Below are 22,852 nucleotides of genomic sequence, written 5' to 3'. Positions count from 1 at the left end.
CTCAGGGTGCAGGACTGCAGGAAGGTGGTCTCACTGCGCGCCGGTGAGGCGCGCGTGGGTTTCTGCCACCACATCGAGGTACGGCGCGGTGAGGCCTGGTTCGGTGTCGGTGATCGTCCGCCACAGGACGGCGGCTTCGGTGATGGCGTCCCTCGCCTCCTCCCGTCGCAAGTTCGCGAGCAGCCGGGTCCTGGCGTATGCGAAGAGTGCGAAGGCGAGGTGGTCCCGGTGTGCCGCATGATGGTGGGCGGCCAGTCCACGGCTCAGGGAGACCGCCCGGGTGGTGGCGCTCATGGCCTCCGTGTGCCGTCCGGCCTCGCTCAGCCGCAGGCCGTGGTGGGCGAGTGCGCCGACCAAGACCGGCTCGCCTACCGCGGCATCGGCCGTTGCCACCTGCTCTGACACCGCCAGGGCCTCCGCCGAGACGTCGAAGGACTCCTTGCGCGCCGATGAGCTCAGGGCCAGGAGTCGGCCAAGGTCGATCAGCGTCAGAGCCAGCACCCTGCCGTGGGCAGCATCGGTGTCCGCCAGGTCGCGGGCGATACCGACGGCCTCCCGGGCGTGCGCCAGGCCCTCGGCCGCCGCGCCCCCTTCTACGAGATGCGCGCCCAGGCCGGAGCGGGCCAGGACGCGGACGACGTCGCGTTCGCCGGTGAGGGGCAGGGCGTCCGCGACGGCGACGGCCCGTCGCAAGAGCACCTCGGCTTCCCGCCGGCCGTCGTTGTGCTGCAGGCAGCCGAGCAACCACAGCCAGTACGCCAGCGGACCTTGGTGGGCGTCATCCCCCCGGGCGGCATTGCCGAGCAATGCGGTCACCTCCTCGGCGACAGGTAGCGCCTCGGCGCGCCGTCCCGCATCGATGAGGGATGTCGCCAGGCAGGACAGGGCGGGCAGCAGCCGGGGCGAAGGCTTGGCGGAGCCGCGTCCGGACGGCTCCCGAAGTGCGGTGACGGCTCGGCGCATGACGCGCGCCGCGTCATCCGGGCGGCCCGCCGCGGAGAGCTGAGTGCCCAGTACGAACAACTCCTCGCCGTACGCCGAGGAGTGGCCGGTGTCCTGCTGCCGTTCCAGCAGACGGTCGCTGACCTCGATGGACTCCTCCAGCACGGTCAGTGCCTCGGCCGCCTTCCCGGCCCGGGACTGCATGAGCCAGAGACCGGACAGAGCCATGGCGAACCCGCGTGCGTACCCGTCCGCGTCCTGCTGCACGAGGCCGCGGTACAGCTCTGCCGCTTCGGCCGCCGCCGCGACGGCGTCCTCGGTCCGTCCCTGGTCGTTCAGACAGTGCATCCGGGTCAGCAGGGCATCCGCCAGGGCGGCCCGGGACCTGCCAGCCGCGTCCGCTGCCGCCGGGCGGCGTCGGATGCGGACTACTTCGTCCAGCGCCGCCAAGGCCTCGTCCGCTCTCCCGGCGGTGTGCAGTCGGCGGGAGAGATTGTGCAGGGAGCAGCCCAGGTCTTCGAGCGGGGCGTCGGGACGCTGCTCGACCAGCTCGCGGTACAGAAAGACCGCCTCCTCGCCAGTCCGCACGGCATCCTGCAGTTGCCCGGATTCCTCCAGCTGGGTGGCCAGCGTGTCCAGGCTCATGGCGAGATCGGCCCGGAACGTTGCGGGTTCGGCCTCGAACACGGACCGGTACCTGTTAACCGCCTCCCGGGCGGCCTCCAGCGCCTCCGTCGGTCGCCCTGCGTCGTTCAGCCGGTGGGCATAGGTGTTGAGGGAGTTGGCGAGCCGGTGTCCGAACCCGGCGGGTTCCTGTTCCGCCAGGCGCCGGTAGAGTGCGACGGCTTCGGCGGCCCGCGCCAGGGCCTTGTCCGAGCATCCCGTCTCGGCCAGGTCGATGGCGAGGGAGTGCACGCTGAGCGCCAGGTCGGCCAGGTAGGCCCCGGGACGGTCGGCAGCCAGCCTGCTCCGGATCTCGACAGCCTCCTCGGTCGCCTCCAGTGCGTGCCTCGTCCGGCCCGCAAGTCGGAGGCAGGTGGAGTGCGTGCCCAGGCTGCGGGCGAGACCGTTGCGGAAGGCGTCGGGGCGCCGCTCCGCCAGGGACCGGTAGTGGGCGACGGCCTCCTCGCTCGCCGACAGCGCCTCCTCGGCGCGTCCGTATTCTGTCAGCCAGATGGCCTGGTTGTTCAGGGCGGCGGCGAGTTCCGGCAGGACGTCGTCGCCGCGTTCCGCGACCAGGTCGCGCCAGATGCCGACTTCCTTGTCCATCGCCTTTATCGCCGCGGCGGGGCGGCCCAGTTCGCCCTCGGACTGGGCGAGGGCGCCGAGGCCGTGGCCCAGGCCGGACCGAAACTCGTAGGCGTCCGGCCGGGCGAGACACAACTCGTCGTAGATTTGGACAGCTTCCCGGGCGGTTACCAAAGCCCCTGCCCGTTGGCCCAGAGCGCGCGCAGTCAGCGACAGATTGTGGAGAACGGCAGCGAGATGGGGCCTGTAAGCGACTGGATCGTCGTGTGCGAGCTGCCGGTAGAGCTCGACGGCCTCGCTCGAGGCCGCGTACGCCTCCCGGGTTCGCCCCACATCACCGAGGCGGCCGGTCAGCCGGCGCAGCATCAGGGCCAGGCCGGGCAGACAGTCAGTGTCCTCACGGGCCCGCTCGCGGTGGAACTCGACGAGCCGCTCAGTCACCTTCGCAGCGAGCGGGCCCAAAGCGTGCGTCGGGCGCGGCAGATAGTCGGCCAGTCCCTGCAGGTCTTCCTGCGTGGCGTCCGGTCCGTCGGCCAGCCGTTCCAACGCCGACACCAACGGGTCCGGTCGTTCGACCCGCGTTGCGACATCGACGGCGGGCCGCACCAGCACGTCGCGACGACGCACACACAGCTCGGTGAGAGGGGCGTCGAGGGCGTCGAGGTGAGCGGGGTGGGCGGCGGCCCGGGTGTAGACGGTGAGCAGCTGGTCGGTCTGAGCGTCCGTGAGGCCCTGCGGCGCGCAGCCGCCCGCCATCCCGCCGCCGAGCAGGTCCTGTGCCAGGTCGGGGTTCTGGGTCAGCCGCTTCCCGACGAAGTACTCGGCCAGCCTGTCCGGCCGCATTGACCCCGATGCCTTGCCGTCGCGGGGCGGGTACAGCGCAGCGATCCAGCGGGTGAGGGCCCGGTGGCACGCCCGTCCGTGGTGATGGAGGTAGGAGATGCGGCCCAGCAGGGACTCCGCCTGGTGGCGGGTGTCGGCGCCGCACAGGAAGGCCGCGGCGAGAGCGTCCTCGCGGGTCTCCTTGTCCAGGTTCCCAGGCAGGTGCTGCCCGGCGGCGCGTTCCCAGTACTCGGACTCATGGTCGAGCAGTCGCTGTTCCACGCACATGGTCGCGCGGCCGGCTGCGAGGGTCGGACGAGCGCCGGTCACCGGCTCCGGCGTGGCCTCCGACCGGGCCGAGGCAACGCGGACGGCCTCGTCCAAGAGGTCGGCCAGTGCGGTCATGTGCAAGGTGAGCGCCGTGTCCACTCCGGGGCCGTCCAGTCGGCCGAACTGGCGCCGCAGAGCATCGGTCACCGTCGCGGCCACCTCAGGCCAGGGGTGGTGTTCTTGCCCGTACACGCTCGGGAGGGCCTGGGCCAGATGCTCCACGGCGTCCCGATAGGCCTCGGCGCGTCCTTGGCGAAGCGGTTCGAGCGGGGGCAGCGGAACCTGGACCATGCCGTCGAAAAGGTCCCGGGTGCTGCTGTTCGCCCGCCGCGCGGGCTGCCACCAGTCGTCATCGGCGGTACGGGCAAGCAGCAGCACCTTCAACGGCACCGGGACCGGGCGGGCGACGAGTGTCGTGAGCAAGGCGGTCAGCTGCTCGACCCGGGTCTCGGCATAGTCGAGGACCACCAGCAGAGGAACAGCCGTGTCGCCGAGCATCGCCATGGCCTCGGCCCTCGCCTCGCTCTTTAGCCACACCACCGCCGAGCGCTCGTCAGCCAGCCGTGTCGACAGTTCGAGGGCCAGACGCGTTTTGCCCTGGCCTCCCACTCCGTGCACCAGGCGCACGTCGAGGCCGGGTTCCGCGCACCACCGCTGCAGCTCCGTGAGCAGTTCCTGCCGACCGCGGAAGGGAACCACGGTGTGGCAGGGCTCCAGCAGCGCGGCGGGTGAGGCCAGCGAGGTCCGCGCCGCGAGGTGGCCACCGGTGCCGGACGACAGGCACGCCCACTCTGCCGGTTCCAGCACGGTTCCCGCGCCATGCTCCGACACAACCCGGCGAAAGCCGTCGTCGTGGAGCAGGACGTAGGCTGGCGCCAGTTCCAGTTCGGTATGCTCGAAACCGCCGAAGTCCTTGCCGACCACCCCGGTGAGCAGCCCGTTGCAGAACACGGCCGCACCCGACAGGCCTGCCCAGGGTGGCACCAGCCGCCCGGACGCGTCGGTGCTCGCAACAGCCCGCACACCAAGGCGCATAAGGTGGCGGTTGGCGACGGAGCGGTCCGCCCGGTTGATGGTTCCCATCACCTGCCGGATTTCCTCCGCCTCGTCCTTCCGCTGGACGACGGCCGGCAGGCCCCAGGTCTCGCAGTCGGTAGCGGGCCGGTGGGTGACGAGCCGCCCCCACCGGACGGGCGCGACCGGCCGCGGCGCTCCCTGCGCAGCCGGATGCTCATCGTCAAAGCACAGCAGGGCCGCGTCATCACGCCCCCCGGGAGTGCCCCGCCAGGCCACCGTCGCAGCGTACTGCCCCTCCTTGCCGGGCCGGAAAAAGGACACCGTCCCGCCCACTGCCGGCACCACATGCGCCGAGGTCAGGACGAGGCCCGCAGCAATGACGTACCCCGAACCCACCCCCTTGGGCCCGTCCACCCCGACCATCAGATCACCATTCACCGTGCTGCCCCCCGCGCATGGGTCTCCGAGGCTCGAAGTCGGGGCCCGGTCCTTCGTCCCTCGGCGCGTCAGTCCGCTATGCGGTCGGACACGACGCCCGGTCCCCGGCCCGTCAGCCGCCTTCGGCGAATCAGGATGTCCCCGTCGGGTCCCTGCGGAGTCAGCGCCACCTTCACTCGGTGGGCACGGCCCCAGGCCGCCCCCGCCTCACCGTCACCCGAGACCACCCAGGCCTTGAAGCCCGCCTTCGCCTTGACGTCCTGGCGGAGCTCGACAGCGAACTCCAGCTCGATGGGACCCACGCGGAAAGTGATCTCCTGCCCACTACCACGAGCGGCGGCCTCCGTCAGCTCGTCACGCAACGCGGCCACTGCGGCAGCCAGTTCGATCTCCATGCCTGTGGCCCCCCTCATGCATCACTGCGGATCTGCTCCGGCGGGTACCACCGAAGCACTCATAAACGGTACAGGGGAGGTTACGCAGAGAAGGGGAAATCTCCGACACTGCTCGCGCGCGACGCACGACCCCAAGCTGCTGGCCACCGTACTATCCGGAGAGGTTGCCAGCGAGGTCATCGGTGCGGGTGGGGGCTGGGGGTGAGGCCGAGCAGGGAGAGGATCCAACATGTGCTCGAAAAGCCTCGATGTCGGGGAAGGTGAAGTCCAGGTGCTGGGAGACGGCTATGCCGACCGTGCCGTAGACCTGGCGCCAGCAGGTGAGCATGAGCAGCACCACGCCCAGGGGGAGTTCGGGCATCACCGCCTGGCGGTAGGTGTCGAGCTGACGGCGCAGAACGGGCTCGATGTGCTCGTCTGTGGGGTAGGTGAGGTGGCCTCTGCGGTCCAGTTCGAGGAAGAGCAGGCCGAAGAAGCCGCCGAGTTCGCGGGGGAATACCTGGGGGATGCCGTCCTCGGAGGCTGCTGCGACGGGGTGAGCGTCGCCCACGAGGAGGCTGAAGCCGGCCCGGTTGGCGGTGGCCCAGGTGAGGATGGCGCGGATGCCCGCACGCAGTTGTGCGCTGAGGTTGTCGGGGTCCTGGCCGTGGACGGCGGCAGCGACGGTGTCGATGAGGTCGGTGGTGAGGTCGTCGTACAGGGCGCGGATGAGGCCGGGGCGGCCGTCGAAGTAGCGGTACAGCGCTGGTGAGCTGACGTCGACGCGGCGGGCGACTTCCGCAAGAGTGAGACCGTCGAGACCCTCGGTGGCCGCGATCTCACGGGCGGCGGCCTTGGCGTCGTGGATCAGTTGCTCTTCTACCTCCAGAAGTTGACGTGTTGCCAGCGTTCGCACCGGAGGCCCTTCTGTGTGGCGTATCTCACCACCCGGATTTGCTCTGACGCTTGATCAGATTGTTTACTCGGCTTCCGGTGTTAAGGGCATTCCCCTGCAGGGCGACGGGTGATGTCGTGCCTGCCCGGGGGGAGTGTGTCGGTCGGGGGGTCGGATGCACGTGCACCTTGTGTTGTTCGAGGCGTGGAACATCAGCCGGTTCATCTCCGTGACGAACAAGCGCAGGGAGATCGCAGGCGCCTCGGAGTTGATCACGTATCTGGACCGCCGCTGGGTCAAGGACGCAGCGGCGGAGCTCTTCGACGGCTTCGACCCCGCCTGGCGGATCGAGGACAAGCCGGTGGAGCTCCTTGAGACGGGTGCGGGGAACGCGAAAGTGCTGGTCCGCGATGCCGGGCTCGCGCGGCTGCTGGTGACCCGCGTGACGTCGCGGGCGCTGCGGGATGCTCCCGGGCTCGAGGTCTGCGGGGTGGTGAGCGCACCCTTCGACTGGTTGGCCGACGGATTGCTGCACGAGGCGCTGGGGCTGGCAGCACGGCAGCTGGCCCCCGTGCGTACGTCGCTGCCGGGGCCGGATGCCCGTTTCCTGCGTCTGCCGATCGTGGATCAGTGCCGTTCGACGGGCCTGCCGGCCGAGTCCTTGATGCGGCAGCCCGGTCCGGAGCCTTCCTACGAGCCGCGTTCCGCGGAGAGCCGCGCGAAGTGGCGGGCGTACGGCAAGCAGGACGACGGTGACGGGCTCGGTCGTCTGGCAGATCTGGCGGGTACGAAGCCCGAGCAGCTCGGCAGGGTGGTGGAGCACCTCAACGACCACGCGGAGTGGGTCGGGGTGGTCTATGCGGACGGCAATGGCCTGGGGAAGGTCTTCGGGGCCTTCAATCAGTGTGTGGACGGAGGGTCCAACCGCCGTTACGCCGACACCTTGCGGGACTTCTCGGCGGCCATGCAGGCCGCGGCCCGGGATGCGTTCCTGGAGGCGGTCGGGGCGATGGAGCACGCGGGGGCGGGAGTGAAGGGCGGTGACGGGCCGGTCCCGGTGCTGCCGCTGATTCTCGGCGGAGACGACATGGTGGCGCTGTGCGACGGGGAGTGGGCGCTCACGTTCGCCGAAGCATACCTGCGGGAGTTCGAACGTCTGACGGCCGCAACAGAGAAGATCATGGAGCCGCTGCGCAGGCAGGGCGAGGTGGCCGCCTTGTCGGCCTGCGCCGGGGTGGCCATCGTCAAGCCGCACTTCCCCTTCGCCGCCTCGCAGGATCTCGCCTATGCCCTGCTCAGGGAGGCGAAGCAGGTCAAGAAGGAGATCGAGGGCCCGTGTTCGGCGCTGTCGTTCCATGTGCTGTACGACAGCTCCGGCGCTGATCTGGACCGGATTCGCCGGCAGATCACGCTGACCGAGCTGCCCCAGTGGCCCCCCACGCGGCAGCCGGACGAGGCCGCGGCACAGACCGCCGCACAAGCCGCGCGGGACGGCAGGACCGTGTTGTGCGCCCAGCCCTACGTGGTCAGCGCCTCACAGCAGGAGGCGCCATGGGCCCGCGGCCGGCACTGGCGGGACCTCGAACAGCGGGTGGCGGCCCTGGCCTCCCGCGGTGACGAGGGCGAGCGCAAGCTGCCCGCCTCTCAGCTTCACGAACTGCGTGAGGGGCTGTTCCTGGGCCCGGCGGTGGCCGATGCCCGGCTTGAGAACCTCCTGCCCGCCTACGGCGAAAGCGGCCTGCGGCAACTGCTCGGCGATCCGAAGAGCCTCTTCTGGCAGGAGCAGCGCCGCGATCCGGGCCGGCCCGGCCGCTGGGTGACCGGTCTGCTGGACGCCATGGACGCCGAGGGATTCCTGCTCGTGGGGGTGGAGCGATGACGGAGCTGGCCCTGAACGTGACCATGCTCGGCGACTGGCACGTGGGCACCGGCACCGGCCGCCACGCCTTCGTCGACCGGCTGCTCCAGCGTGACGGGCACGATCTGCCGTACATCCCCGCCAAGTCCCTCACCGGGGTCTGGCGCGACGGGTGCGAAACGGTGGTCCATGCCCTGGACGGCGGCGCGCCTGGGCCGTGGCAGGAGTGGCTGGAATTCCTCTTCGGCAGCCAGCCGGCCCTGGAGGAGCTGGGGGTGATCCCCGGCCGCACCGACGACGGGCCGCGGCCGGCGGCCGTGTTCCTCGACAGTCTGCACTACCCCGCCGACCTCGCCGATGCCCTGGGCGGCAAGCCGATGCTGCGGCAGGCGGTGACCTTCCTCAAGCCGGGCGTCGCCATCGACGATGCCACCGGCCGGGCCGAGGACAAGAAGCTGCGGTTCGAGGAGATGGCGCGTGGCGGCGCGACGTTGTCCGGACGCGCCGCGATCCCGGGGGCCGCGCGGCTGGACGAGGAGCAGCTCAAGTGCGCTTCGGCGCTGCTGGACGCCGGTGCGCGGCTGGTGGAGAGCATCGGCGGGAAGCGTCGGCGGGGCGCGGGCCGCTGTCGCATCAGCCTCCAGGGGCCGCCGGCCGACTGGAAGTGGCTGCGCGACCGCCCTTCCCCGCCGCCCCTGCCCGACCCGGTCGGGGTCACGGCCCCCGGTGCACCGGCGGCGGCCGAGCCGCAGGACCGCTGGGAGGGCGCCGAGCTGCGGCTGGTACTGCGCCGCCCCCTGGTCGCGCATGCGCGTACGGTAGGCAACGCCGTCCGCAGCGCCGCGTTCGTCCCCGGCTCGGCTCTGCTGCCGGCCGTACTGCAGCGTCTGGACTGCCCGGAGGTTGCGCTGGCGGCGCGCCGGGGGGATCTGGTGGTCACCAACGCCACCGTCGAGGTCGAGGGCCGGCTGGGGCAGCCGGTGCCGCTGGCCCTGGTGCACGGCAAGAGCTCCACGACCTGGTCCAACCTCCTGACCTGCGCGGCCCCGGGCGGCGGCCCGGCGGAGCCCTTCGAGGACGACTACACGGCTGGATACCGGCCGGGTGAGCCGCTGGCCGTGCAGTCGTGCACGCGGACCGAGCACACCCACAACACCATCGACGACCGCCAGCAGCGGCCGGTGGAGGAGGTCGGCGGGCTCTACACGTACCAGGCCATGGCCGCTGGCACCGAGCTGCGCGCGCAGGTACGCGTCCCGGAGGGACTGCTGCCCGCCGGATGGCAGGAGCGGCTGAACGGGACCTGGCGTCTGGGCCGTTCCCGCAAGGACGGCTACGGCCTCACCGAGGTCACAGCCGGGCCGGCCGGGACACCCGCCGCCAGGACGGTGCCACCCGGCCCGCTTCGGGTGTGGCTGCTCTCGGACGTCCTGGTCACCGACGAACGGCTGCGGCCCAGCTCCCGCCCGCAGGACCTGGCAGCCGAACTCGGACGGGCACTGGGCGTGCAGCTGCGGCCCGTGGCGGACCTGGACAGCTCAGGCGCCCTCCGCCGGGTCAGCGAACCGCGGCGCTTCGAGTCCTGGCACCAGCGGTGGGGCCTGCCCCGGGCCTCGCTGCTGGGCATCCGGGCAGGAAGCTGCCTGTCGTTCGAGATCGTCGGCGGCACGCTGACCCCGCAGGCCGTCCAGCGGGTGGAGACCGCAGGCGTGGGGCTGCGCCGCGCAGAAGGCTTCGGGCAGCTCCGCATCGGCGACCCGCTGCTGTACGCCGAGACCGGCGAAACCGCCCAGCCGGAACCCGACGGCACGGGCACAGGACAGACCACGGCCGAACCCGACTTCCCCGACAGCGTCCTGCGGGACCACGGCGGCCTGGTGGACATCCTGGAGGAGGCGGCCTGGCGGCAGGAGATCCGCCGCCACAGCGAGAAGGTCGCCCGCGACCGCCGCGCCGCCGTACTCGGCGAGAACCACGCCGACGTACCCCCCTCGCAACTGGGCGCCCTGCGCATGCTCGTCAGTCGGCTCGGCGGTCCCGGCGACGGGCAGGCCGAGACCTGGCTCTCCCGGCTGCGCCCCACCCAGGAGGGCCAGGAGCTGCGGCGCGGCTGGCCCGAGGACACCGTCACAAGCCTCACCGCACTGCTGCGGACCGACGACCGCATCTGGGCGCTGCTCGACCTGCCCGAGGAGAAGATCACCGCGGCCGCCAGCCGGATCAGCTGGCTCCGTGCGCGGCTCTGGCCGGAGGCGGTCCGCACCCTGGTCGAGGACTGCCTGACCGCCCACGCCCGCGCCGCCCGCGAACGGGGGGAGGACTGAGATGACGACCACGCGAGCGATGACAGCCCGGCTTCGGGTCCGCGGCTGGCTGCACGCCGTCAGCCCGCTGCACGTCGGCGGCGCCGGCCAGGACCCCAACGCGGCGCTGTCCGTCGCGCTGGACGGCCGAAGCCGCCCGTACGTGCCCGGGACCAGCCTGGCCGGGGGCCTGCGCAGCCTGCTCCATCCCGGACCTGACCAGGCCACCGGGCCCCGTGGCAAGACCGCCAACGACCTGTGGGGCTACGCCGAGTCCAGGAGCAAGGACGGCACCGTCAGCCGGATCGTGGTCCGCGACGCGCTGATCACTGCAGGCACCGGCCTGGACGAGGACGACCTGCCGAGCGAGGCGCTGGACCCGGCCCGGCTGGAGACGCGGTTCTCCGTCGGCATCGACCGGCGCGGCGGCGTCGCGGCCCACGGGTTCCTCCACGCCCGCACCGTCGTGCCCAAGGGCTCGTACCTGCGGTTCGAACTCGACCTGAACGCGACCGAGCGCACCCTCGAGGACGACCGGGAGCAGCTCAAACGGCTGCTGCGGCTGCTGCACGACGGCGGCCTGCGGGTCGGCGCCGCGAGAACCCGCGGCCTCGGTCACCTGGAACTGGCCGACGAGCACACCGAGGTACGGGAAGAGGACTTCGGTAGCGCGGCCGGGCTGCTCGCCGCCCTCGGCGGCGCAGCCACCCCGTGGGATTCCGAGGAGTGGAAGAAGGCGTCCCCACCCGCGCGGCAGACCATGTCCGTGAAGATCACCTGGAGTCCGGCAGCGCCGGTCATGGTCCGCTCGGCCGCAGACGGCTTCATGGTCGACGCCATCCCGCTCGCCTCCGCCGTCGAGCCCGGCAAGTTCGCCCTCGTCCTGCCCGGCACCTCCCTCAAGGGCGTCCTGCGCTCCCGCGCCGAGCAGATCGAACGCACCGTCCTCCGGCGTGACGCACCGGCAGCCGCCCACGACGCCCCCGCGACCGACCGCAGCGCCGCCTTCCGCCAGCAGCTCGACCAGCTTGACGCGGTCCGCGCGCTCTTCGGCGCAGCCCCGCTCGGCAAGCCGGACGACCCGCGCGGCATGGGCACCGTCACCGTCGACGACTGCTACGCCACCGACCTCGTCCCCGCCACAACGTGGGAGGCCGTGTACGAGCCGGCGGCGAAGGACGCCGACGCCACACCCCTGGCCCTGGTCGAGCTGCGCAAGCACAAACTCGAGCGGGCCGACCACGTGGCCATCGACCGCTGGACCGGCGGCGCCGCCGACAAACGGCTGTACAGCGTCCTCGAACCCCACGGCGTGGCCTGGGACCCGATCAACCTCACCGTCGACCTCGGCCGCCTCGCCCACCACCACGCGGGCATCGACGAGCCGGCGCAGGCACTGGTCCTGCTGGTGCTGCGCGACCTCAAGGCCGGCCGCATCCCCGTCGGCTACGCCACCAACCGCGGCATGGGCGACATCACTGTGCACGACATCACCCTCACCCTTCCCGACCACCCGGACGGCGTGGAGCTGGACGACTACCTCACCAGCGACACCGCCCGCGAGCTCACCACCAGCTGGTGCGCCTACATCGACGGGAGCACGGCATGACCACCCTGCACGCCCGTGCCCACGACGGCATCACCCTGACCGACGCCCTGGCCCGGGTCGGCTTCCACAACGCCGTCGCGCTGCTGTCCTCCCCGCACGAGCACGTCGTCGCCCAGGTGAGCGACGGCGCCTGCCGCATCCGCAACTGCGACCCGTACCCCCTGGAGGCCGTGTTCGAAGCACGCGTCTTCGACCAGGACAGGGAACTGCGGTGGCTCTGCGACTCCGGTACCCGGGGCCGAGCCGTGCTGCTGTCCGAGGACGCGGACAAGCTCCCCGCCACCTTCGCCGCCGACGTCCCGTCGCTGGCCGCCGAGGAGACCCTCGAGACCCACTACCTGCTGTGGGGCCGCCCCCAGCCGCAGCACCGCGCGGACTGGACCACCCTGCACACCCCGCGGATCGGCGCCCTCCACGTGCCCGTCCCCACCCCGGAGCCCGACCGCCGGCTGCGCCTGGTCGCCCGCGAGTACATCAGCGTCGAACCCGATCACGGCAACGCCTATGTCAGCGAGGAGCGGCTCCTCGGCATCGAGCCGACCCAGTCCGTCCCGGACAGGAGGAAGCATGCCTGACGAGCCCCGCACCGGCGTCCTGTCCTGGGACGAGACCCAGCGAAAACTGTTCGTCCTGGTCGCCGAGGAAGGCGGCCGCCGACGCCGGGTCAGGCCCCCGCACGACCTCTCCCCGGTCCTGCAGGACCGGCCCGTCCCGGAACTCGACGGCATGCCGGTGGACTTCACCTGGAGCGGCAGCAAGACCCGGGACGTCCGCCCGAGTGGAACAGCCGCCCAGGTCAAGGCCAAGGCTGAGGCCAAGCGGAAGCCGGTCGACAGCAACGAATTCATCAACCCCTACACCTTCCTGCCCGCCACCCCGCGCAGCCAGGCCGTCGGCGACCTCGCCGACGCCGCGCCCGTGGGCCACGACCGCCTGCACGAGGACCGGTGGACCGGCCGGCTTCCGGTGCGGCTCACCGTTGCCACCCCACTGCTGCTCCTGGACCCCTCCCGTGCCGAACGAGCAGGCAAGGACGGCAGCAGCCACGCCACCTTCCCCCTCCTCGAGCGGAACGGACGGGTCCACCTGCCGGCCACGTCGATCAAGGGCATGCTCCGCGCCGCCTACGAGGCGGTGACCAACTCCCGTCTAGGCGTCTTCAACGGCCACGACGAACGGCTCGCCCACCGGATGGGTGCCGACGCAAGCCGGCACATGGTCCCTGCCAGAATCAGCGACGACCGCACGGCGATCACCCTGCTGCCGGGAGACACCCCCCTGGGCGGGCAGGCGGGCAGAAACCCGTTGCTGCACGCAGCCTGGCTGCCGCGCTACTCCGCAGACCCCAAGGGCGGCTTCGCTGTCTCCTACAGCAACGGCGAGCTTCCGCAGCACGCAGACCGCGTCGTCGCATGGGTGGAACGGATCCAGCACCACCGCTGGAACAGGGACAAGAAGGAGCACCAGGCCGACTTCCAGTTCTGGCGGGTCCGCGTGATCGCCCGTGAGGGCGAGCACCTTCCCCGGCCTGTCGAACCGGCACCCGAGATGCCGCGAACGCCCTGGAACTCCTGGCACGAGCCCACCGGCGAGCAGAAGCAGATCCGCGGCTGGGTCTGCGTGACGAACCAGAACATCAACAAGAAGCACGACGAACGTGTCTTCTTCACCGATGAAGAGGACCTCGTCGAGGTCCCGCTGACCCCCGCACGTGACGCCCAGTGGAACGCCACGATCCGCAACTACCGCGCTGCCCACAGCCACGCGGAGATCCACGAGCGCGAGAAGCCCTCGGGCGGGAAGGCACGCTCCGGCAGGCACGCTGAGCCCGACGACTACCTGGGCGACGACCCGGGAGCCACCGCCTGGAGCCCTCACCAGTACCAGCGCTCCTACGACACGCTCGCGCCCGGAACCCTCTGCTACGCACACCTCGCCAAAGACCGCCGGACCGTCCTCGGCCTCTACCCGGTCATGATCTCCCGCAGCCTCTTCGACCTCCCGCCCGAGGAACTGCTTCACGACTCGCTCAAGCCGGCCCAAGCGCTCACCCAGCTCTCGCCGGCCGACCGGGTCTTCGGCTGGGTCTCTCCCGCAGGCCCGGGAGCACACCGGGGCAAGCTGCGCATCGGCCCCGTCGTCGAAGTCGACGCCCACACCGACACGTTCGGCGCGGACGGCGTTCCCCTCGCCATCCTCGGCCAGCCCAAGCCCCAGCAGGCCCGCTTCTACGTCGGGGCCGGGCCGGACGGCATCAACCCGCTCAAGGACGGCCTCGAGCGCAACAGGATGTACGTCCGCGGCCAGGCCCTGCGCGGCCGCAAGGCCTACTGGCACCACCGCGGCCTGCCCGCCGGCTACTGGGACAAGCCCACCGAGGACCGCACCCAGCAACTCGAGCCCGAAACCCGCCGCGCCCAGGAGTACCGGCGCCCGGACGACCGCGACGGATCTCAGCGGGACACCCAGAACCGTTCCGTGCGCGGCTGGATCCGGCCCGGGTCGACCTTCGCCTTCACCATCGGCGTCACCAACCTCTCCACCGTCGAACTCGGCGCCCTGCTCTGGCTGCTCCAGCTCCCCGACGGGCACTACCACCGGCTCGGCTACGGCAAGCCGCTGGGATTCGGCAGCATCCGTCTGGACCTCGATCCCGACTCGGAATGCGACCTGCGCACGGGAGAACAGTGGATCAGCTCCTACCGCAGCCTGGCGCCGGAGAGCACCCGGTCCCGTGACGACATCCTGGCCGACCTCGAGGAAGCTCGCCGTCGCTTCGAGGAGGAGATGAACATCCCGGCCGGCGGCCTGAAAGCACCGCATCTCCATGCCTTCCTCGCCGCCGCAGCCGGCAAGGAGGGCTTCGCCGTCCACTATCCCCGTACGCGCCCCTTCGGCGAAGACGAGTCCGAGCACACCGTGCCCGATCCCGAAGGCCGGTCCTTCGCCTGGTTCGTGGCCAACGAGGGCAGGCGCACCCCATCCGACGACCGGGGCCGAAGCCTGCCGCGCTGGGACAACCCGTACCTGCCGATCCACCCCGACAAACAGCGCAAGAACCGGCGGCGTCGCTGACCGGCGCCGCAGTGCCGCAGCGACCCGCGGAAGAAGGGACCCATGAGCGCCGGAACCGTCGAAGAGCACGTGCCGATCCCCCGCCGGCAGGACGAGGACGAGTTCGTCGCCATGCGCGCGGCAGCGCGTAGGACGTCCGACCGTGCCGACCTGATCCGCCTGGCCCAGAACTTCGGCACGATCGTCCTGGCCATCGCCGCACCGCTGCTGGCCCTGTTCTGGCCGCACGGATCCGACACGCTCGCGATCGCAGCCGTCGTCTGGCTGTTCGCCGGACGCACCTGGCTGAAGTCGCTCCACCGCAGCCTGCACGCCCGGAGCGCGAAGTTCCAGGAGCTCTACGACGTCGGCCTGTTCGGGCTGGAGTGGAACACTGCCGTCGCCGGTCCCAGATGGAAGGCCCGGGACGCCATCAGCACGGTCCGCGCACGCCCGATCGACAAGGACCTCGGCTGGTACGAGAAGGTGCCCGAGGTCCCCTGGCCCCTCGACGCCCTGGCCTGCCAGGTCCAGAACCTGCTGTGGTCCCGTAAGAACCATCGCGCCTACGCCAAGGTCCTCTGGACCGGTTTCGCCGTGGTCATCGCCCTTGCGCTCGCCGTATGGGCAGCCAAGGAGTTCTCGACGGGCGTCTTCCTGGCCAAGCTCTTCGTCCCACTGGTTCCAGCCCTGCTCGACCTCTCCGAACTGCCCCGCCAGCACCAGGACGCCGCACAGGCTCGGGAGCGCCTGGAAGAAAGCATCCAGGAGCTGTGGCAGCGGCACGCGGCCGGACGCCCCATCACCGCGTCCGACTGCCGGGAAGTCCAGGACTCCATCTTCGAGATGCGCACCTCCACCCCGCCGGTGGCGACCTGGGTCCACAGGTACATGCACAAGGACATTCAGAGCGCGAACGCGACCCGGATGGAGGACATCCGACAGGAGATCGCCCGTCTCGCGGCCGGCTGACCCGTCACCCCACCTTCCTCGAGGATCCATCCGATGCCCGTTCGATGGACCGTACGGCTCCACTCGCCCAAAGCCGCGCGGCACGCCACCCCTGCGCAGTTGCACGGCCTCGCCTGCGCTCTCTTCGAGGGCGCAGGCGCCGACCACACCAGCCAGCACAAGCCGTTCTCCACCTCCCCGCTGCTCGCCGCCGACCCTCGCCGAGGCATCGCCGAACTGTGCATCGGCTGGCTGGACGACCGCACCCACCCGCCGCTCGACGTCCTTGTCGGCCACCGGATACGCCTCGGCTCGCAGTTCTTCACCGTCGTACACGCCGACCCGGAACCGGCCCCGTACGAAGCCCTGCTGAGCGCGCCCGCCGCACGACGCGCCGAGCTGACCTTCCTCAGCCCCACCCTCTTCACCCGGTCCGGACGGTGGATCCCGCTGCCGGACCCCGAGCTCGTCTACCAAAGCCTGCTGCGCCGCTGGAACCAGTACGCCCCTGCGCCCATAGCCGAGACGGTGGTCAAGGAACTTCTCGACGCCGTGGTGCTCACCGCGCACGACATCCTCAGCCAGCCGGTCGCCCTCCCGCGCGGCAACCGCGTCGGCTTCACGGGCCAGGCCGCCCTGGCCCTCCTCGGCGGCACCAGCCCCGAAGCCGCTGCGGCCTTCTCCGCCCTGACCCGCTTCGCGGCCGTCGCCGGCGTCGGCGCCCAGACCACGCACGGGCTCGGATACGTGCGTACCGCCCTCACCGACCGCACGCCTCCATCGCGGCCCGGCTCGGTCTCAGCCACCAACCCCGGGGAAGGTCCCGCCGATGGGTGAGCTGCTCCACCAGGTCGCCTCCGAGGAACGCCTCGCCGCCTGGGCCGAGGTCCGCGACAACGACCTCGAGGACGGCGAGAAAAGCCGCCACGTCGCCGAGTTCGAGCAGGGCGCCCTGCACCGGCTGATCGACCTCAGCCGGCAGTTACGCACCGGGACGTACGAACCGTCGCCCGTGACCGCCATCGAGGTGCCCAAGCCCAGCGGCGGAACACGCCTGCTCGCCGTTCCCCAGGTGACCGACCGGATCGTGGAACGGGCGGCACTCGAGGTGATCGATCCGTACGTGGATCCGGTGCTGCTGCCGTGGAGCTTCGCCTACCGCAAGGGCCTCGGCGTCAAGGACGCCGTACACGCCCTCGCCACAGCCCGGGACGAGGCAGGACACGCCTGGGTAGTCCGCGCCGACATCGAAGACTGCTTCGAGGACATCCCGCGCTGGCCCGTCCTCACCCGCCTCCGCGAACTCCTCCCCGACCCGGACCTCTGCCACCTCGTCCAACGCCTCGTCAACCGCACCGCCACCGGCCCCGCCGCCAAGCGGGCCCGCACCGGCAAGGGCCTGTACCAGGGCAGCGCCCTGTCCCCCGTACTCACCAACCTCTACCTCGACGCCTTCAACCGCGCCCTGCTCGCCGCCGGACACACCGTCCTGCGCTACGCCGACGACCTGGCCATCCCCGTCGCCAGCCGAAGCCAGGGCGAACACATCCTCCGACTCGCCGCCGGCACCCTCCGCGGACTCGGACTCCGCCTCAACGACGCCAAGTCCTGCATCGTCTCCTTCGACGAGGGCGTGGAGTTCCTCGGCCGCACCCTCGGCCCGAGGGACGGCCTGCGCGGCGACGAACTGGCCCACCCGCTCGAAGGCACCGTCTACATCACCGAGCCCGGCTCCCTGCTGCGCACCCGCGGCGACCGCCTACGCGTCACCAAGGGCGACCAGACCCTGCTCTCGGTCAGCCTCAAGCGCGTCCGCCAGGTGGTGTGCGCCGGCCGTGTCGGCATGAGCACCCCCTTCCTCCACCGCGCCCTCGAACACGGCGTCGACGTCGTCCTCCTCGACGACCTCGGCCGCTACCTCGGCCGCCTCACCGGCCCCGCCGGCAACCACGTGGAACGCCGGGCCACCCAGCACCGCACCGCCGAAAAGACCAGCCGCTCCCTCGACCTCGCCCGGGCCTTCGTCACCGGCAAGATCACCAACATGCGCACCGGGCTGCTGCGCGCCGCCCGCCGCAGCCCCGCCATCGACGTCACCACCGCGGCCGCCCGTATGATCACCGCCCGCACCAGCGCCACCACGGCCGCCACCCACCTGGAGCTGATGGGCTGCGAGGGCGCGGCCTCCCGCGGGTACTTCACCTGCTTCGGCCTGATCCTCGGCGAGACCTGGGGCTTCACCCACCGCCAGCGCCGTCCGCCACCCGACCCGGTCAACGCCCTGCTCTCCTTCGGCTACACCATCCTCACCCATGACGCCGTCGCCGCCTGCGAGATCGCCGGCCTCGACCCCCAGGTCGGCTTCCTGCACGGGATGTACCGCGGCCGCCCGAGCCTCGCACTCGACCTCATCGAGGAGTTCCGGCCCGTGATCGTCGACTCCCTCGTCGTCCGCCTCCTCGCCACCGGGCAACTCAGCCCCGGCGACTTCATCGTCGACGAGACCGGCGGCAAGGGCTGCCGGATGAACGATGCCGCCCGCAAGACCTTCCTCGCCGCGTACGAGCGCCGCATGCTCACCCTCGCCCACCACCCCTGGGCCGGCCGCAAGACCTCCTACCGCGCCGCCCTCACCCTCCAGGCCCGCCTCCTCGCCGCCGTCCTCGACGGCCGCGAGGACACCTACACCCCGCTCCCCTGGCGGTGACCCCGTGTCCCAGCGACGCCCCCGCTACTTCTTCCTCGTCGCCTACGACATCGCCGACAACGACCGCCGCCAGGACGTCTCCGACGTGCTCTCCGGCCACGGCCCCCGCGTGCAGTACAGCGTCTTCGAAGTCGCCCTGTCCTCCAAGGCCGCCACCGCCCGCCTCCGCTCCGCCCTCAAGAAACTCATCGACCCCGACGAGGACCAGATCCGCATCTACCCGCTCTCCGTCCCCGACCTCAACGAGATCACCATCCTCGGCAACCGCCGCCTCGAAGAACGCGCCGACTTCTGGATCGTGTGACCCGATGCCCCCTCACCGCGCCGCCCGACACCACCGCCGCAAGCCGCACCATGCCCCGACCTGCCCGTTCGCCCCGACGGGTAGACCACGTACAGCCCCCACGCGACACGCGGGAAAACCACCGAGGTGCGCGCAAGCCGTCATCCCAGGTCAACGACATGATCAATAGAATGTGACCCAGGTCACTGCCTCCATGGCGTGCCAAACGGCAGGCCCACGCAACGATCTCCATCGCCGCTGGTTAAACACACCCTCAGATGGGGTAAGGTGCGCAGCACCTCTAAAGCCCGCAGGGCATAGAAACCCGGAGCGCGTGCCGGTACCGACACAGTTGCGACAATGTGCGCAGCACCTCTAAAGCCCGCAGGGCATAGAAACATCGTAGCCGTCACTGGCCCAGTTTTCCGAATTGAAGAAGAAGTGCGCAGCACCTCTAAAGCCCGCAGGGCATAGAAACTCCCGGCGCTGGGGCTTTCCACGATCTCTTCGCCCCCGGAGCGCAGCACCTCTAAAGCCCGCAGGGCATAGAAACGACGCCACCGGAGGACCGGATGGCTCTTCTTTGTAGCGTGCGCAGCACCTCTAACAGGAGTATTAAAGGGTGTTGCACAAGGCCGTGAGCTGGGCACTTTCTGGGTATGACCGCGGTGTTACGTGCTGAGCGGATGGGGGTGGAGACGTTCACGGGGCTGCGGATGACGCAGTTCTACAAGCGGCAAAGACCAGGATCGGCCTCGCAGAGTGCTGTTGCCGCTCGTGAGTCGCGGTGTACTACCGCACGGAGTTGACGACGCGACAGCTGGGCCCTTGTTCGGCGTCTCCTCCTTCACCGTATGCCGTGTCATCCAGCGCCTGGTACCACTGCTCGCACTCGAACCGGCCTCCCGCTCCGCCGACGCCCCGGACGGGGTATGGATCGTGGACGGCACCTCATCCCGATCCGTGACCGTGGCGTGGGCGCCTCCCCCCCCCGTAACTACCGGTTCTCAGCAAACGTGCAGGCCATCGTCGATCCAGAGACCCGCGCACGCGGGGCCACCGACGAGGCGAGCGCGGAGATGACGCTGCCCACCTCGTCGTGAAGCAGGCCGAGCAGCATGTACACCGCGCTCGCGGCCGGCGGCCCAGCGGCCGGTCAGGACGAGGGAAGTGGCTGTCACGAGCGGCCAGGGCGGGTAGCACGGAATCCGCACTCAAAGGTCACCCGTGCTGAGGCGGTGTGCGCTGGACGGGAAGGATCCGGACGACCGGATCGGGGGGCGACAACGCTTCGCGTAACTGATGGTTTTCCAAGCTCAGTTGGTTGACCACCCGGACCAGCCCCTGAACGTCGGCGCGGAGTTGTTCGAGTTCGGCTTTGTCCTTTTCACAGAGTTCCTTGAGCCGTACGACCTGTTTACGCAGCCGGGTCTTGGCGTCGGTAGGCTGCCCGCGCTCTTTGACCTTGGCGTAGAACTCGTTCTTCAGATCGAGGTGGCGCTGCGTAAGGGCGTTGCGCGGGACGCCGGCCTCGAGGGGCGAGGGCCACCACGGTCAGGGCTCCGTTGGAGCGCTCGGGGCGGCCGGTCAAGATGCGATACATGGCAGCGCGGATGCGGTCGCGCTCGTCTGCTGCTCGGCTCACGGTGAGGGGTCCTTCAGGGTGATCCGCGTGCGATCGTGGGTGTCGGCGATGCGGCGCAGGCGGTCGGCGTGGTCGCGTAGTCGTTCACCGATCGGCTGGGGCACCTGCGTGGCCTGTTTGTCCAGGGTGTCGGCGCGGCTGCGCAGTGATGTGGCGTGGTGGTCGGTGCGGACGACGTTGCCGCAGCCGGGCATGCAGTGATCGAGCCGCGGGGAGTCGCGGACACCAGTGCGGTGGCACAGGGCGTGCTCGCGCTTGTAGTGGCACAGCAGGAGCGCTTGCGGGTTGTCGTAGATGAGGGCGTCGTCATTGGCGAGTAGGCGGCGGGCGGTGGTGGCGTTGATGACGGTGCCCTCGAAGCGCGGGGCGCGGGCGGCGGCCTTGATGGCGCGCCGGGCCGCCGGACCGGAGAGGCCTCCACCGGCCTCCAGGTCCTCGCTCAAATCCGCGATGGTGTCGGCCACGGCGCGGACGGTCTCGATGTCGATCAGCTCGTGAACGCCGTCGCGGCTGCGCGCCGCGTACCCCTCGGAGACCAGCGCGGTGCGCAGATGGCCGTACTGGATGGCCAAAGCGACCAGCCCGCCCGGGCGGCGGGCGATGTGTCAGGCCAGGGTGCGGCGGAAGCGCCTTGTGCCGACCGCCCCGTGCGGGTCGGGCGGGATCACCTAGCCGGGCAGGTCCTGGCGGGCGGCTTCGGCGTTGGCCCAGGTGACGAAGTCCTCGATCCGGGTCCGCAGGGCGGGTGAGCGCAGGGATCCGGTGCCGGGCCCGGCCATGGCACCGTGCACGGCGTGGCTGAACAGCAGCTCGCCGGGATCGACCATGCGTGGGCCAGCCTCTTCGCGCCCGGAATGATCGCGCTCACGTACGCCTTCCGGGCCTAGTTCGGCCAGATCCGGTTCACCAACGACGCATAGCACCACAACTCCCACCGATCGTCCGACCGGAAATCGGCGCTACGTCGTACGCCCGCCGGGACAAGATCGGCCTACGGTCCTCACCAGGGTTCCCCGATCCTGTGTCGGACGCCGGGCTGATGCGCGATGATCCCCTTCCGAGACGCGGCGAAGGAGACGAGTCATGGTGGGCAAGGGCACGAGGGTTATCGGCGCGGCGCGTGACAAGCTCGCCGCCGACCTGGGGAAGGCGTACGAGAGCGGCGCCTCCATCCGGGCCCTGGCCGAGAGCACCGGGCGTTCGTACGGATTCGTCCACGGCATCTTTACCGAAGCCGGCGTTACCCTCCGCGGCCGAGGCGGAGCCACCCGTGGGTAGTCCGGCGCGTCAGCCCCGCACCGCGTAGCGAAGCCAGGCCACGTGGCCTGAGACCGTGCCCGCCGTCCTGCCGGCGGCTGCCATGCAAGCCGGTACGCTCGTGGCACGTCGGAGAGAGGGTGCGCGTGGCGAAGTCGAAGAAGTCGAAGAAGTCTGCAGCGGCTCGGCGTGCCAGCCAGCGCAGCCTACAACTCCGTTATCCGCACTACGTTCCGTGCCAACACGGAGAAGCGGAGAGGGAGCTCGGGGCTGCCCGGTCCAAAGAGCTGGAGGACCTCTATCAGGGCCCGCTGCAGCGAGCAGATGTCGAGCTGGAGAGGCTGCTGGCTGCTGGCCGTTTCACCATCATCGACGACGAGCATCCCGATGGACACGCGTGGACTCTGGCTGAGTATGCCGATGATTGGAACAGGGAGCTTGCCGAAGACGCGCGTCGGAACCAGGAGGCGACCGACACAGTCGACGAAGAGTGGCTCATCCGGTTCCTTCACGACAGCCACGCGCGCGGTGAAATGCGGCTGACTGCTGACCTCTCACTGCACTGGGTCTGATCCGCCTCTACACACCTTCGTGAAGATGGTGCTTCCGGAGCTGCAGGGTCATCCTGTCGGCCACCACATGTCTGGTCCTGACGGTGCTGGCCTGCGTGTTCACGCCGTGCGTCGGTCCGTCGGTGCCTGCGCGCCAGATCATCGCCTGGGCGTAGGTTGCGCCGTCAATCTCCTCGTGGTCGTACTGCCGCATCAGCTCGTCGATCTTGGCCTGTAGCTCTGCCGGGTCCATCGTTACTGACTTCGGCTCGTCAAGGTGGCGCTGGTTCCTTGAGGGTCAGGCCGGTGCCGGCTATGAAGCCATCGAGGGTTCCGGGCCGGTATTGAAGGCGCTTGAGCCGGTTGCGTACGAGTGCTTCGAGCCGGTCCAGGGCCACGAAGGCGAGGTTGGCCAGGCTGCGTTTGACGTGTGCCCATACCCCTTCGACGGGGTTGAGGTCGGGTGAGTAGGAGGGCAGCAGGAACACCGTCAGCCATGCACGCTCGGCGATCAGTTCGCCCATGGCGCGGGAGACGTGGGTGTTCAGGCGGTCCCACACCAGCACGA

18 protein-coding genes, 1 pseudogene and 1 CRISPR repeat array are annotated in these 22,852 nt (G+C 70.5%); of the genes and pseudogenes, 12 read left to right on the top strand and 7 right to left on the bottom strand.

What is annotated here, in order from left to right; translation table 11 throughout:
- Positions 1-30: 30 nt before the first annotated feature.
- From ACFZDC_RS38270 to ACFZDC_RS38260, 3 genes are all read right to left on the bottom strand, one after another.
- Positions 31-4,782, bottom strand: coding sequence for a tetratricopeptide repeat protein (locus ACFZDC_RS38270; RefSeq protein ID WP_391331258.1), 4,752 nt, complete (start codon positions 4,780-4,782; stop codon positions 31-33).
- An 83-nt stretch (positions 4,783-4,865) separates the two neighbouring features.
- Entirely contained in the window at positions 4,866-5,192 is a 327-nt protein-coding gene (locus tag ACFZDC_RS38265) for a trypco2 family protein (protein WP_391331255.1), read from the bottom strand.
- Between the two features lie 151 nt (positions 5,193-5,343).
- Complete coding sequence (locus tag ACFZDC_RS38260) at positions 5,344-6,087, bottom strand: TetR family transcriptional regulator (RefSeq protein WP_391331253.1); 744 nt, start codon at positions 6,085-6,087, stop codon at positions 5,344-5,346.
- A gap of 154 nt (positions 6,088-6,241) precedes the next feature.
- Here ACFZDC_RS38260 and ACFZDC_RS38255 point away from each other — a divergent pair, with 154 nt between their 5' ends.
- The 10 genes and pseudogenes from ACFZDC_RS38255 to ACFZDC_RS38210 all read left to right on the top strand — a co-directional run.
- Positions 6,242-7,945, top strand: coding sequence for a hypothetical protein (locus ACFZDC_RS38255; RefSeq protein WP_391331251.1), 1,704 nt, complete (start codon positions 6,242-6,244; stop codon positions 7,943-7,945).
- Entirely contained in the window at positions 7,942-10,248 is a 2,307-nt protein-coding gene (locus ACFZDC_RS38250) for an RAMP superfamily CRISPR-associated protein (protein WP_391331249.1), read from the top strand. The genes ACFZDC_RS38255 and ACFZDC_RS38250 overlap by 4 nt, the downstream gene beginning before the upstream one ends.
- Position 10,249: 1 nt before the next feature.
- Positions 10,250-11,836: an RAMP superfamily CRISPR-associated protein gene (locus tag ACFZDC_RS38245; protein WP_391331247.1), complete on the top strand. Its 1,587-nt coding sequence runs from the start codon at positions 10,250-10,252 to the stop codon at positions 11,834-11,836.
- Complete coding sequence (csx19, locus tag ACFZDC_RS38240) at positions 11,833-12,411, top strand: CRISPR-associated protein Csx19 (RefSeq protein WP_391331245.1); 579 nt, start codon at positions 11,833-11,835, stop codon at positions 12,409-12,411. The genes ACFZDC_RS38245 and csx19 overlap by 4 nt, the downstream gene beginning before the upstream one ends.
- A complete protein-coding gene (locus ACFZDC_RS38235) occupies positions 12,404-14,911 on the top strand; it encodes a TIGR03986 family CRISPR-associated RAMP protein (protein WP_391331243.1) in 2,508 nt (835 codons plus the stop codon). Before csx19 ends, ACFZDC_RS38235 begins: the two co-directional genes overlap by 8 nt.
- Positions 14,912-14,953: 42 nt before the next feature.
- Complete coding sequence (locus tag ACFZDC_RS38230; RefSeq protein WP_391331240.1) at positions 14,954-15,862, top strand: S-4TM family putative pore-forming effector; 909 nt, start codon at positions 14,954-14,956, stop codon at positions 15,860-15,862.
- A 33-nt stretch (positions 15,863-15,895) separates the two neighbouring features.
- Positions 15,896-16,678: a CRISPR system precrRNA processing endoribonuclease RAMP protein Cas6 gene (gene cas6, locus ACFZDC_RS38225; protein ID WP_391331238.1), complete on the top strand. Its 783-nt coding sequence runs from the start codon at positions 15,896-15,898 to the stop codon at positions 16,676-16,678.
- Entirely contained in the window at positions 16,671-18,548 is a 1,878-nt protein-coding gene (gene cas1, locus ACFZDC_RS38220; protein ID WP_391331236.1) for a CRISPR-associated endonuclease Cas1, read from the top strand. Before cas6 ends, cas1 begins: the two co-directional genes overlap by 8 nt.
- 4 nt (positions 18,549-18,552) lie before the next feature.
- Positions 18,553-18,852, top strand: a complete 300-nt coding sequence (cas2, locus tag ACFZDC_RS38215; RefSeq protein WP_391331234.1) for a CRISPR-associated endonuclease Cas2 — start codon at positions 18,553-18,555, stop codon at positions 18,850-18,852.
- Positions 18,853-19,119: 267 nt separating this feature from the next.
- A CRISPR array of direct repeats spans positions 19,120-19,458; the repeat unit is 37 nt; unit sequence GTGCGCAGCACCTCTAAAGCCCGCAGGGCATAGAAAC.
- Positions 19,459-19,490: 32 nt separating this feature from the next.
- A pseudogene (locus ACFZDC_RS38210) lies at positions 19,491-19,877 on the top strand (transposase family protein); the annotation flags it as partial.
- Positions 19,878-20,472: 595 nt separating this feature from the next.
- Here ACFZDC_RS38210 and ACFZDC_RS38205 read toward each other — a convergent pair.
- Positions 20,473-21,048, bottom strand: coding sequence for a hypothetical protein (locus tag ACFZDC_RS38205; RefSeq protein WP_391331232.1), 576 nt, complete (start codon positions 21,046-21,048; stop codon positions 20,473-20,475).
- Between the two features lie 96 nt (positions 21,049-21,144).
- A complete protein-coding gene (locus ACFZDC_RS38200) occupies positions 21,145-21,303 on the bottom strand; it encodes a hypothetical protein (RefSeq protein ID WP_391331229.1) in 159 nt (52 codons plus the stop codon).
- A gap of 256 nt (positions 21,304-21,559) precedes the next feature.
- On the opposite strand from ACFZDC_RS38200, the gene ACFZDC_RS38195 reads away from it, so the two are divergent.
- A complete protein-coding gene (locus ACFZDC_RS38195) occupies positions 21,560-21,754 on the top strand; it encodes a helix-turn-helix domain-containing protein (RefSeq protein WP_391331227.1) in 195 nt (64 codons plus the stop codon).
- Between the two features lie 125 nt (positions 21,755-21,879).
- On the top strand, positions 21,880-22,305 hold the full coding sequence (locus tag ACFZDC_RS38190) for a hypothetical protein (RefSeq protein WP_391331225.1): 426 nt from the start codon (positions 21,880-21,882) through the stop codon (positions 22,303-22,305).
- Between the two features lie 7 nt (positions 22,306-22,312).
- On the opposite strand, the gene ACFZDC_RS38185 is transcribed toward ACFZDC_RS38190, so the two are convergent.
- Together ACFZDC_RS38185 and ACFZDC_RS38180 are read right to left on the bottom strand one after the other, a co-directional pair.
- A complete protein-coding gene (locus tag ACFZDC_RS38185) occupies positions 22,313-22,537 on the bottom strand; it encodes a hypothetical protein (protein WP_391331223.1) in 225 nt (74 codons plus the stop codon).
- Positions 22,538-22,556: 19 nt separating this feature from the next.
- Positions 22,557-22,852: transposase (locus ACFZDC_RS38180; RefSeq protein ID WP_391331221.1), on the bottom strand; the 296-nt coding region annotated here is incomplete at its 5' end.

Origin of the sequence: Streptomyces sp. NPDC007905 (assembly GCF_042959345.1) — a bacterium.
Taxonomy (GTDB): domain Bacteria; phylum Actinomycetota; class Actinomycetes; order Streptomycetales; family Streptomycetaceae; genus Streptomyces.
The sequence above is the reverse complement of the archived record's forward strand: the minus strand, read 5'-3'. Positions and strand labels throughout refer to the sequence as shown.